The 12,852-nt window shown below is 46.6% G+C and carries 11 protein-coding genes; 4 read left to right on the forward strand and 7 right to left on the reverse strand.

The annotated features are described in order from the left end of the window. Positions 1 to 14 precede the first annotated feature (14 nt). Genes EYO21_02355 through EYO21_02365 form a run of 3 tightly spaced genes read left to right on the forward strand, consistent with a single transcriptional unit; the run spans position 15 to position 3,166 of the window. Positions 15 to 1,277, forward strand: a complete 1,263-nt coding sequence (locus tag EYO21_02355; GenBank protein ID HIB02653.1) for an MFS transporter — start codon at positions 15 to 17, stop codon at positions 1,275 to 1,277. 1 nt (position 1,278) lies between these two features. After that, the gene (locus EYO21_02360) at positions 1,279 to 2,529 is read left to right on the forward strand and encodes a Gfo/Idh/MocA family oxidoreductase (protein ID HIB02654.1); all 1,251 of its coding nucleotides are present in this window, start codon (positions 1,279 to 1,281) and stop codon (positions 2,527 to 2,529) included. 4 nt (positions 2,530 to 2,533) lie between these two features. After that, positions 2,534 to 3,166, forward strand: a complete 633-nt coding sequence (locus EYO21_02365) for a DUF1080 domain-containing protein (protein HIB02655.1) — start codon at positions 2,534 to 2,536, stop codon at positions 3,164 to 3,166. Between the two features lie 9 nt (positions 3,167 to 3,175). Here the strand turns inward: EYO21_02365 and EYO21_02370 are convergent, their stop codons facing one another. After that, a complete protein-coding gene (locus EYO21_02370) occupies positions 3,176 to 4,201 on the reverse strand; it encodes an FAD:protein FMN transferase (protein ID HIB02656.1) in 1,026 nt (341 codons plus the stop codon). Between the two features lie 46 nt (positions 4,202 to 4,247). Between EYO21_02370 and EYO21_02375 the strand changes: the two genes are divergently transcribed. Further along, on the forward strand, positions 4,248 to 5,168 hold the full coding sequence (locus EYO21_02375; GenBank protein HIB02657.1) for a sugar phosphate isomerase/epimerase: 921 nt from the start codon (positions 4,248 to 4,250) through the stop codon (positions 5,166 to 5,168). A gap of 71 nt (positions 5,169 to 5,239) precedes the next feature. On the opposite strand, the gene EYO21_02380 is transcribed toward EYO21_02375, so the two are convergent. The 6 genes from EYO21_02380 to EYO21_02405 all read right to left on the reverse strand — a co-directional run bounded on the left by EYO21_02380 (position 5,240) and on the right by EYO21_02405 (position 12,744). After that, entirely contained in the window at positions 5,240 to 6,457 is a 1,218-nt protein-coding gene (locus EYO21_02380; GenBank protein ID HIB02658.1) for a hypothetical protein, read from the reverse strand. Between the two features lie 36 nt (positions 6,458 to 6,493). Then, complete coding sequence (locus tag EYO21_02385; GenBank protein HIB02659.1) at positions 6,494 to 9,724, reverse strand: sialidase; 3,231 nt, start codon at positions 9,722 to 9,724, stop codon at positions 6,494 to 6,496. Between the two features lie 25 nt (positions 9,725 to 9,749). Beyond that, the gene (gene speB, locus EYO21_02390) at positions 9,750 to 10,670 is read right to left on the reverse strand and encodes an agmatinase (GenBank protein ID HIB02660.1); all 921 of its coding nucleotides are present in this window, start codon (positions 10,668 to 10,670) and stop codon (positions 9,750 to 9,752) included. Positions 10,671 to 10,693: 23 nt separating this feature from the next. Continuing rightward, the gene (locus EYO21_02395) at positions 10,694 to 11,449 is read right to left on the reverse strand and encodes a YdcF family protein (GenBank protein HIB02661.1); all 756 of its coding nucleotides are present in this window, start codon (positions 11,447 to 11,449) and stop codon (positions 10,694 to 10,696) included. Then, a complete protein-coding gene (locus tag EYO21_02400; GenBank protein HIB02662.1) occupies positions 11,442 to 12,224 on the reverse strand; it encodes a creatininase family protein in 783 nt (260 codons plus the stop codon). The genes EYO21_02395 and EYO21_02400 overlap by 8 nt, the downstream gene beginning before the upstream one ends. 133 nt (positions 12,225 to 12,357) lie before the next feature. Next, entirely contained in the window at positions 12,358 to 12,744 is a 387-nt protein-coding gene (locus tag EYO21_02405; GenBank protein ID HIB02663.1) for a hypothetical protein, read from the reverse strand. Positions 12,745 to 12,852: the final 108 nt, after the last annotated feature.

A 12,852-nucleotide genomic window follows, 5' to 3' on the forward strand; every position in this document is an offset into this window, starting at 1 on the left:
AGGGAGGCTCTTCCATGAGCAAGAACAGTCGTCTCGGGACAATGATGTTTTTGCAGTACGCTCTCTGGGGAGCGTGGCTGCCGGTCACGGCCAGATACCTTTCAGCCAGTGTTGCTGAAGGAGGCCTCGGTTTTTCCGGTTCTGAAATAGGGATGATTCTTGGGTTGGCGGGATCCATTGGTGCAGTGGCGGCACCATTCATTGCAGGTCAGATTGCAGACCGCTACTTCAGCACCGAAAGAATACTTGCCGCCCTGGTTCTCATTGGGGGCGTGGTAAAATGGATAACCGCCTTCCAAACCACCTATTCAGCCTGGCTCATCCTTTCCATTATTTACAGTATTGTCTACATGCCGACCCTGGCACTCTCAAATTCAATCACCTTTTCACATATGCAGGACCCGGACAGCGACTTTCCCAAGATCCGGGTCTGGGGCACCATTGGATGGATAACCGCCAGCTGGGCCTTCCCCATGATCTGGCTCCAGACAGACCTCGGCTTTCAGTGGATGCCGCCGTTCATTGTGGGGTCAGAAGTAGCCAATGTGACAAGCCGTTTGGCAGATGCACTCATTTTTTCTGGTGTCATCTCTGTAGCTTACGGAGCGTTCTGTTTTACACTTCCACATACGGCGCCGAAGCGGGACGCTATAGAAAAATTGGCATTTAAAAAAGCATTCCGGCTCTTTAACTATTCTTCGTTCACTGTTCTTGTCGTTGCCAGTTTGGCGGTTAGTGTGATTCATCAGATTTACTTTCTTCAGACCGGCCCGTTCCTATCATCAATTGGACTGAAAGACAGCCAGATCGGACCCGCAATGACGGTGGGGCAGTTTGCTGAAATTGCAGCCATGGCTTATCTTGGATTCTTTCTGAAAAGACTTGGTTTCCGGAAAGTGATCTTCCTGGGCGTACTCGCATACTCCGCACGTTACGCTGTTTTCGGTACTGTATCGTTTCCTATTTGGATCATGGTAGTCAGTCAGGCTTTCCACGGAATTTGCTATGCTTTCTTTTTTGCAGGAGCTTATATCTATGTTGACAGGATCGCCGATGAAGATGTCCGCCATTCTGCTCAAACTGTCTTTGGAATTATCATTCTTGGCGGCGGTCCGGTAATAGGTGGCTGGCTCTCTGGCTATCTCCAGGAGACATACACTCAAGAAGGTCTGTTCAACTACGCACCGTTCTGGTACACTCTTTCAGCTGTAGGTTTTATCACCGCACTTTTTTTCGTATTTATGTTTAGGGAACAGTTAGAAGGAGGAGAAGCGTAGCATGCCCACTAAAAGATTAGGAATCGGCTTTATCGGTGGTGGTTTTATTTCCCGCTTTCACATTCGGTCTCTCATCGGAGTGCGGGATGTGGATGTGCACGGTGTCTGTTCAAAAACAAAAGCTTCCGCGGAGGAGACAGCGGCACTTGCCAGAGAAACAGGCGTTGGCCAAGCGAAAGCCTATGACTCCATCACAGACATGGTGGCAAATTCTGATATAGATGCACTTTGGATCTGTTCTCCCAACTTTACCAGAATGGAAGTGATGGAAGAGATTGTTCAGGCTGTGGAGTCCGGTAAGGGAGAACTTATTGGTATAACGTGCGAAAAGCCTCTTGGCCGTAATGTGAGTGAGGCAAAAAGAATGGTGGAACTCGCCCAAGGAGCTAATCTTTTGGATGGTTATCTTGAGAACCAAGTTTTTGCACCTTCTGTTACTCGAGGTAAAGAGATCGTCTGGGCTCGCGGTGCCTCTACTACGGGGCCGCCTTTCCTTGCTCGTGCGGCGGAGGAGCACAGTGGTCCTCACATGCCTTGGTTCTGGGAAGGTGAACTCCAGGGTGGTGGCGTGCTTAACGATATGATGTGTCACTCGGTAGAAGAGGCACGATTCATGCTGACACCTCCGGGCGAAAGCAGGGAAGTACTGACACCCATAAGTGTAAATGCTTACACCGCATGTCTGAAATGGCAGCGGCCAGAGTATGCAAAAATTCTGTCAGATAACAGTAGCGGGAAAACAGACTATATAAAAAGACCTTCAGAAGATTTTGCCAGGTCTCTCATTGAATATGTGACAAAGGACGGTCATAAAGTCGTAGTAGAGACCACCACATCCTGGTGCTTTGTTGGTGCGGGACTGAGGCTGAGCATGGAGCTTTTTGGTCCTGAATATTCTATGTTTGTAAATACACTCGACTCTGATCTTCGGGTCTTTTTCAGCAGGAATGTGAAAGGGTCTGAAGGAGAAGATCTTGTTGAAAAGCAGAATGCCGAATCGGGCGAGATGCCGGTGGTAAGCAATGAAACCGATGCCTATGGCTACACCGCCGAAAACCGCCATATGGTCCAATCATTTCTAACCGGAAACAGACCGGATGAAAACTTCAATGACGGACTAAACGTAACAGAACTCCTCATGACCGCTTACATGAGTGCTGAACAAGATAAAACTATATCATTTCCGCCACCCGATCTGGACACTTTTATCCCCGCTGTTGCCCGGGGCGAATGGAATCCCAAGGAGAGTTAACGCAATGATGAAAAGATATTTGTTTCCTGTTCTTTTTCTGGTATTTCAGGCGTGCAGTTCAAATCTTGAAAGAGAGGGTTTTGAACGAATATTGAAAGAGAATGAAGGTGTCTTTTCCAAACACGGTTGGAATCATTACGGTCCAGGGCATTTTGAACTGGACAAAGAGACAGGCGTTCTCAGTTCCTCCGGCGGCATGGGACTTTTCTGGTACAGTGTCAGTAAATACAAAGATTTTGTCCTTGAAATGGAATTCAAATGTTCGGAGTCAAAAACCAATTCGGGTGTTTTTTTGAGAGTACCTGAAGTTCCTTCTAGCGATGAATATATTTATCACTCATTCGAAGTTCAAATCAATGAGGATGGGGAAGGCATTCACAAAACGGCGGCTGTATATGATGCGGAGCCACCATCTCATGATGCTTCAAAACCCACTGGCGAATGGAATCAATACAGAATCACTTTCTTGGGAAAGCGTATTCAGGTTGAACTAAATGGTGAGACAGTAGTGGACTGGGAGGCCGAGCCGAGGGGGAAAATCACTGACTTTGCTGACGAGGGTTATATCGGCCTACAAAACCATGACTGGGACACAACCGTCTCTTTCCGGAATATTTACGTTAAAGAACTGAAGTAGTTCACTTATTCAGTAAGGTTTTACGTTCATTCCTGAACTTTGCTGAGATCTAAACCGGTCCGCAGTTTCCCTTATAATTAAGAACGCTTCCACTTCCGGGAGTGATTCCACCAGTTCCAGTCCATCGGTTATAGACATTACCATAAGAGCTGTTGCCAAAGCGTCAGCATCTGTGCAGGTGGGTGCAGTGACAGTAGCTGATGCAATTCCAGATTGGGAGGGATATCCTGTCCGAGGATCGATTTCATGGGAGTATATCTCACCGTCAATCTCAAAGTAGTTTCGGTAATCTCCTGATGTAGCCATAGCTTGATTATCCAAATTTATCACCCAGTCAAAACCTTCTTCTCTTTCGGCCGACAGTTTAGGTCTCTCAATAGCTATTGCCCATTGTTTTGCTTGAAGGTTTTTACCTTTTACTCTGACTTCTCCGCCAATCTCAACCATCATGTCAGAGACGTTTTGAGACTCCAGATAATCGAACACCGCATCCACTCCAAAGCCTTTGGCAATGGCGTTTAGATCTATGCTGATGTAAGGATCAAGTTTCACAATTGAAGATTTTTCAGTTCTGATTTTTTCATAGCCAACATGGGACATCCTTCGGTTGATTGTCGATGAATCAGGGAATTGATCCGGCACTCCTGTATCCCCGGGGCCGAAGCCCCACAGGTAGAGAAGAGGGAAGACGGTAATGTCAAAAGCGCCATTACTTTTTCGGGACCAGTAGAGAGCGCGGTTTACTACATAATAAAATTCTTCCCCCACAGTAATAGGTTCGGTGGATTCTGAGCGGTTGAACCAAGATATTTCACTGCCAGGTATATAGGTTGACATTTGTCTGTTGACTTCTATTAACACAGAATCGATACCTACTTTTAGGACTGCCGGGACTGTCAGGCCGTTTGGGGAAACATATTTTAGCTGATAGGTTGTTCCCATGGTAATCCCCTCCAGTACCGTGAGGCTGGAAGGGCCGCCACAGGCGGTAAATATAAGTGAAATTGTAGCGGCAAGAGTGAGTGATCGAAACATGGGAAAAGGCTATATTCCAGGGGAAAAAATGAGGTCAAACAATAGGATGAAACAGATTGGAAGAAGAGAATTTATTAAAAAATCAATTGGACTTGCTGGAGGTGTGAGTATCATGAGTGTAACAAGTACCGGTTTAACCTCATGTTCTGGTACGCCGTCATTCAAAATCTCTTTAGCGGAGTGGTCGCTCCATAGAGCAATCAGGGCCGGAGGAGTGGAACATCTTAATTTTGCTTCCATCGCCAGAAATGAATTTGGTTTAGACGCTATTGAATATGTGAACATTTTCTTTTTTGACAAGGTGGAGGACCAATCCTACCTGAAAGAGATGAAATCTCGGGCTGACAGTGAAGGAGTGAAAAGCCTTCTGATCATGTGCGACAATGAGGGGAATCTTGGAGATCCGGACAGTGAGGCCCGGCACCAAGCCGTTGAGAATCATCATAAATTGGTGAGGGCGGCGAAATATCTGGGCTGTCACTCCATTCGGGTAAATGCCAGGAGCGAGGGTAGTTGGGAAGAGCAGATGAAACTGGCGTCGGACGGCCTCAGAACTTTGACGGAATTTGGGGATGATCTCGGTATCAATGTGATTGTGGAAAACCACGGTGGTCTTTCAAGCAACGGTCAATGGCTATCGGGCGTGATAGAGAAAGTAGATCATCCCCGGTGCGGCACACTGCCCGACTTTGGGAACTTCCAGTTGAGCGAGGGTGAGTGGTACGATCGTTACAAAGGGATCGCCGAACTGATGCCTTATGCCAAGGCTGTAAGTGCAAAAAGCCACGATTTTGATTCAGACGGTAATGAGATTAACACAGATTATTTCAAGATGATGGGGATCGTTCTTGACGCCGGTTACAAAGGTTATGTGGGGATAGAATATGAGGGGCAGAATATTTCTGAAATGGATGGGATCAGGGCGACAAAGAATTTGTTAGAGCGAGTACGAATTAGTTTGGAATAACTCAACTTAGTTACAGGAAAATCACCTCAATAAAGATGAACATGTTGGAGCATTGATCAAGAGTAATTGTTCTACATTTCACTGCTTGTTTCAAATCGCTCTCTGAGATAATCCTCATAGAGAATTCTCCAATTCTGCTGCACGCGGAGCATATTGTCCACTCTAATGATAATGCCGAATCCGACATCGTGAAATTCAGCTATTATTCGGTCACTGTAGATCAGATGCTCCAAGTCATTTTTACTTATGAGGTGACCGCACTGAGATTCAAATGCTCTTGTGGGTAAGAAATAGACCGCTTTCCCATTATCACCTATAAGGGCGATGTGAGACAAAGTTGTGAGACCAGTCCAAGAAAATTCATCCAAATTGAATTGAATACACATTTCGATTGAATCCTTTTTTACGTTTTCTAAAAAAATGAGATTGAAAAAAAGGATGCTCCCAATTCCTCCTTTTACTTTTGATGAGAGTGTAGTGTAATCCTGGACACCGTTGTTATACTGCCGAAATATAATCACTTTGTTTAGTCGACTCTCTGTCCTTAGTACTCTATAACGCAGGTTAGACATTGCCAATTGATGTTCAGAGATAAGCACTTTGGTCGGGGACCGAATAAAGCCGAGAGGTATTTCAAAATGGGTAGTAGAGGATGCCGTCATAGGGAAAGTGGTATTAACAAAATGACGACCGAATTCATTGGTGGTTCCCAGACGCCATTCACCAATCTTGGTGGGAAATGAGAAAGAGAGAGAAAGTGCAATTGATGTGAAATTCTGATTTCGAGCGCGAAACTGGTGATTATAAAAGTCTGAGTGAGCATTAATTCCGGTTCTGAAATAATGGTTACCTGATATGGCGAGACGTATGAATTTTCCAACAGGAGCTTCTATACCAAAGCCCAAATAGCTTTTCCGCCAGCTTATTGAATGGGGAACATTCACTTCTTCCCAGATGGGATCTTTAGCCAACATATAGCTCAGGCCATCTTCAAAAGACACAAAATGAAAATTGGGTGTGATCTTCCGCCACCTAAAACGGGGGCCAGCATAATATTTCATGCCAAAGACCAGTCCACCGCCTGAAGCTGTCAGTTGACTGTATTCCCATTGGTATCCAAAAGGGTTATGTACCCAGAGATTTGAAGCAAGCCCCTCCAGTGGAACAGGTTCATTTAGTTCATAACTATTCTGTCCAAGAATGAGAGAAAATCCATCCTTTATTTGCTGAGCAGATGTAGTGACGGGCCAGAGGAAAATAAGGAATGACCAGAGGAGCTTGAGAATCAAGCTGATGGGTCAACCTTCAATCGTGTTAAAGCAATCTCACTTTCCAGTAATCACACCTGTGAGATTGTGCTTTCTCAACAGCCTATCGAAAGTTGGAATATCATCACGCAAAATTTCATCAAACTGTCTTTCATAGCTTGTAAGCCGTTCTTTCAGAATTTGATGGACTTTTCGTTGTTGATCATTGGGAGGGAAATCAGCCACCGCCACATTGCCGGCGAGATAATTGAGCCTGCCAGCTAACTTGGTAGGCCACCGAACGCGATCCTGACCGGTGCCTGTAAGTTTCATCTGATACAGTTCACTTTCTACATCAATGAGTTTTTCATTCAACGATTCAACAGCCGATGCAATCTCATCAGCTGCGTCATGATCTTCAGTCATTGTCCTTAGGTTATAGATCTGGCTGCGGATTATCTCGATTCTGTTTATGAAAGATGCCACCGAGTTCATGTCAGCCTGAATATCCTGGACCATTTCTGTCTGCTCAACAATGTCAGATATACTGCCTTCTGAATGAGGGTCTTTAACCACTGCTAGTCTCTGACTGGATTTTTGGTCGCCAGTCTCGAGTTCCACGATGTATGTACCGGGAGGTGCCAAAGTTGAAATCCTGCCCACAACAGCATCCCGTGTACCTTCTTCGTCGAGCTGGACCCAGTCAGCGTAAAGGGGCTTGGTCCGCATGACAATCTTGGTGGTTGGTTCGCCTTGCAGATTCCACCAGACACGATTAATGCCAGCAACACTCGGTCCCTTCATTTTCTTGATCAGGTTGCCCGAACTGTCTGAAATTTTGATTGTAGCACTGTCATCAGATGCTTGTTTCAACCAGTAGTTAATTGATGCGCCATAGGGCGGATTTTCACCAGCTGATGGATCATCAAACATTGTAAAGGGGGACGTCATGGAGCGGAAACGGTATGCTTTTCTCGGCTCAAACAGATAAGCATCTGATGATGTTACCTCATCCGTCAGTTGCTGAAGCGGCGTAATATCATCTAAGATCCATATGCCGCGGCCATAGGTTCCTACTACAAGATCATTGAATTCCTCTTGAATAACGATCCAGTACATGGGGGAAGCAGGCATATTATTCATGAGAGGCTGCCAATTATCTCCGTCATTCAAGGAGACATAGAGAGTATTCTCGGTACCAAGATAGAGAAGCCCCGGTCGGATGGGATCCTCCCGGACATTCCGCGTGTAACTGAGGGTGCTGCTGGGAATACCCCTTGTAATCTTTTTCCATCGTCGGCCATAATTCTCAGTCTTGTAAATGTATGGTTCAAAATTACCCACTTGATGAAAGTCAACAGTGATATAAGCTTTGCCAGCATCCCATTTGGAAGCGTCTATGTTCCGCACAGTTCCAAGAGGCGGGAGAGCGGGGATATTGCCAGTAACATCCTTCCAAGTCTTTCCATCGTCTCGGCTAACATGGACAAGACCGTCATTTGTTCCGGCCCATAACACACCTTTTTCTACAGGTGACTCATCAAAAGCATAGATGACGCAGCAATATTCCACGCCAATGTTGTCAGGTGTAAGACCACCGGAAATGCCTTGTTTACTCTCATCATTGGTACTCAAATCGGGGCTGATAACGTCCCAGCTCTGTCCACCATTTCTGGTCTTGTGGACATGTTGGCTTGTCACATAGACTGTATTGTTATCGTGAGATGAAATATGCAGTGGAAAAGTCCACTGGAAGCGATACTTCAAACCTTTGGCTGGCCACCCACCGGTGCTTTCGGGCCACACTTCCAATTGTCTATATTGACGGTTCTTTTCATTATATCGAACCACAATGCCACCTCGAGCGCCCGCACCGGAAGCGCTGGACCAAATGATGTCAGGATCGATTGGATCAGGGGTGGCAAAACCGCTTTCGCCACCACCTACAGAATGCCACATGCCTCTCGATATGCCACCTCCAAAAAATCCGCCTGTCCTGCTTCGACTGGGACCTCTGGTAGAAGGCCCGTCTTGTCGATTGGCATACACGTAATAAGGAACGTTATTATCCACGGTGACATGATACAGTTGAGCAACAGGTAGCTGTATCCGGAACCATGTTTTCCCCCGATTATTTGAAATGGCAACACCACCGTCTCCGGCCACTGCCATCCGGTCAGCGTTGGTGGGATCTATCCACATGTCATGATGGTCCCAGTTTGGGCGGCCAGCATCTGTGATTACTTCAGAAGTAAGGCCGCCATCCTTAGTCGTGCTGTATGCTGCTGCAAGGAAATATACTTCATCAGGATCATCGGGAGAGACGGCACATCTCGAGTAATAGGCTGTCCGTCCTGCCAAGTCTCGATTGTGATTCACCAGTTTCCAGGTATTGCCGCCGTTGTCCGTACGCCAGAGTTCCCCTGATTCCGTTTCTCGGCCGTGCCAAGGGACACCGTCCCCAGTTTCAATTAGAGCATAGATACGGTTGGAATTGGCTGGAGTATTACAAACCGCTACTTTCCCAACGGGGAGCTTCGGAAGTTCACTGCCCTTAAGCCGTTCCCACGTGTCACCACCGTTTCTGGTCATGAAAAGCCCACTGCCCGGACCGCCACTCTCCCGTCCCCACGTCTTAATATCAAGTTGCCACATTCCGGCAAATAGGATTCTCGGATTATTGGGGTCCATCACCAGGTCAGATGCACCTGTACTGTCATTCACTGCCAAGACCAGGTCCCAGGTTTCTCCGCCGTCTTTTGTTCTGTAAATCCCGCGCTCCTTCTGCGGGAGATAGGCATGACCTAGGGATGCTGCGTAGACTACATCAGGATTGGTGGGATGGATGACCATACGACTGATTCTTCCTGTTTTATCAAGCCCCATATGAGTCCAGTTTTTGCCGGCATCGGTAGATTTCCAGACACCGTCACCAATGGAAACATTGGACCGGATGAAAGGCTCTCCAGTTCCTGCCCAGACAACATTTGGATCAGATGATGCCACTGCCAGTGCACCGATGGCGTGCACAGGTTGCCCGTCAAAAATGGGCTGCCAGTTCAAGCCGCCGTCAATAGTTTTCCAGATTCCACCGGATGCAGCACCGGCGTAATAGGTTAAAGGGTTACCGGGTATGCCTGCGACAGAAACAACGCGATTGCCCACGGGGCCGATGTGCCGGTATTTCAGCTGATCATATTGGTCAGGCGAAATATCTTGAGACAAGGCCGGTACCAAGAAAATGATCAACAATAATGAGATGAATTCTGCGAAGGGCAGTCTCTTTTGTTTAATAGAATTGGTATTCATAAGTACCTCCTTCATGCCGTACGGTTCAATTATCACTCACGTTCTCAGACAGAATACAGAGGATTTCATAAACAAGTGTGGCCGCTACCAATGCTGTGTTTCCTGACTGATCAAAGGGAGGGCTCACCTCCACCACATCAGCTCCTACTAGATTTTTGTGTCTCAATCCACGGATTATCTGTTGACCTTCGTACGGTGTTAGTCCTCCGATCTCCGGCGTCCCTGTGCCGGGGGCATAGACGGGGTCAATAGAATCTATATCGAAGGAAAGATAACTTTTCTCCTCTCCAATAACAGATTCAATCTCATTTAAAACACCCTTAACACCAAGCTCTCTGAACTCCTCAATAAAGATAACTCTCATACCTGAGTCTTGGGAGAATTTCCACCCTTCGTCAGAGTTCTGAGCTCCCCGGATACCGACCTGAATGGTCCTTTTCGGGTCCAACAATCCATCTTCCACAGCACGGCGGAACGGTGCCCCGTGATTCAGTTTTGATCCCATCCATTGGTCCCAGGTATCAGTATGAGCGTCGATGTGCACCATACCGATGGGTCCGTCTTGAGCCACTGCCTGAAAGATAGGGTAGGTAATAGAATGATCCCCACCAATGGAAAGTGGGATAAGATTATTTTTTACCAACTCTTTATAGAATGAGGCGATCTGTCTGTTAACCTCAGTTAGATCATAAATGTTGGTGAGAGGAACGTCACCCACGTCACCGATTCTGCAAAGATCGTAGGGGTTGATCTTAGTGACGTGGTGGGTGGTACGCATCATACTGGACATGTCTCGCACCTGTCTCGGACCGTGCCTGGCGCCGGGTCGGTTGGTTACAGCGCCGTCAAAGGGGACACCAACAAACGCAATGTCAATGGAAGAAAAATCTTCCACATATGGCACTCGCATAAAGGTAGCTACATCGCGAAAACGCGGTGCCATCATTGATGATTGATCAGTCTTGCCCGTCACACCCAGTTGAGAACTTTGTAAAGAATTAAAGCAAAATACTCATAGATGACCTGAGTGGAAAGGGAAAGGTTTCCTACATTGGGGACCAGAGTGAAGGGGTCAAAACGTTCTCTTTTTTTGGGCATCCGAAAGAGTCTTGCTCCTACAGGGATTACATCATAACCTAGTTTTGAGAATACGCCTACTGAGCGCCGCATGTGTATCGATGAAGTGACTAGTGCGATGGTATGAATATTCAGACTGTCCATCATGTCCTTAGTATAAAGGGCGTTCTCCCGGGTGTTCTTTGATTTTGATTCTGAAATGATACGATCTTTCGGAACGCCGAATTCCACCAGGAAATCGGTCATCCTGTGAGATTCTTTCTGTTCCTCCTGAAGAAGTTCTCCACTTCCACCAGCGGAGACGATTACTGGGGCAACTCCTTGTTTGAAGAGTCGAATTCCTGTCAGCGATCGTGCCGGTTCACCGCCAAGAATAATAATGGCATCAGCTTTAATCTCTGACATTATTTTAGAAGAAGCTACCCGAAGCGGGCGGACAAGAAGTCTCTGTACCGGTGTAATACTGAAAAGATATAGTACTGCAAAGCCGACAAAGAAAAATCGTCTGAACAGACGCCTGTCCCGTTTATGCTCAAACCAGTATGCCAGTAGAAGACATCCCATCCCCAGTGTTAGCGGGTAGAGACCCCAGACAAGGATCTTTGAAAGATAATGGTAGATCACAGCTGACCCTTCCCGTTTAGGCATCCCTGAAGTAGTCAGCGACGACGTCTGCCAAAGCAGTTAAACACTTTTCACCAATCTCTTTGGACATACCTCGGGCGTCTCCCAGAATACCGTTGGGTGTCACCGCTTGGAAACCGTCATCTATGATCTTTTGGATAACTGCTTCATCCAGTTCAGCTGAAAATCCTTTTTCCGCTTTTTCTTTTCTTACCAGATCCGGATGCATGAGAAGCATGAGTGAACTTTCGGCAATGTCGGCATGACCTCCCACGCGATGACCCAAACCATTTTCCTCATCGACGACTTTTTTCCATGTTTTAACCAGCTCAATCAGGTCGGTGTATGCTACCACTTTGCACCCTTCTTCCACAGCACCGTTCAATTTATCCAAGATTTTATCCAGTGGTTTAAAGTTGCCGCCGTGAGAGGGAAGCATGCATATCTTGGTGAAGCCGTGGTGGGAGAGGCTTGCACAATAGTCACGGCAAACGGCGTGGAAAGTGTCTTCCTGAAGAGAGATCGTCCCCGGAAAACTCATATGATGTTCTGAACATCCTACCCGGATGGTGGGTGCCACAAGGGTATTGCCAAGGCGTTTAGCCACTTCGGCTCCCAGATAAGTTCCATGTTCGGAATCCATAAAAAGAGGGAGGTGGGGACCATGTTGTTCCACTGCACCACACGGAACAATAACAGTGGTTGTGCCTGATTCAATGGCAGCGTCAATTTCAGGCGACCGCATCCGTTCCAGGAAGACTTCACCGTTCCTCTTTTTCAATCTCTCCCGATTCCTCATCACGTTCATATTTCCCATCTCGATAATCTTTGTGGATCTGGTTGATGGTCTTGAGGCTGTAAACAAATACAAAGAGACCACCGGCAAGGAATCCGAGAAAGAAAAAAAGTAAGTAGGCAGCCATATTTATCAATCAGAGCTGACTGGAATCCAACTTAAACTTTTTCCCAACTTCTGAAAAATCATATACCCATGTCATAGTAGTGTCAGCAATACTGTAGTGTAAGTTTTCTTTACTCTCCCCGCGTCCGCAGTCGTTGGTCATAGTCAGGGCGTTTCCGCTGGCAATCCACGTACCGGTGCAGTCGTACCTGTTGATGAAGTTTCCCTGCTGAATGGTATGCGTCCCGTTCGATTCAAAGGTGACGATGTAAAATGAGCTGCTCCCCACCGGTACCCAGCCGGATGAGACGGAAGTCTTTTTTTCAGTCTGTTCCCAAGTTCCGAGAATAGAACCGTTTGATTCTTCATTCTCCTGGTTTGCGAGATCACAGGACAAGAATATCAGACCAACAGCCACTATTATAAATACTTTTACCGATAACATGGTATCAATAACTGAGGGAATGTATAAAAATACAAACTATCAGACGAAGCATAGCTTACAAGCACTGACTATGCTAAAGAA

This window comes from Candidatus Neomarinimicrobiota bacterium (assembly GCA_012964825.1).
GTDB lineage: Bacteria > Fidelibacterota > Marinisomatia > Marinisomatales > S15-B10 > UBA2125.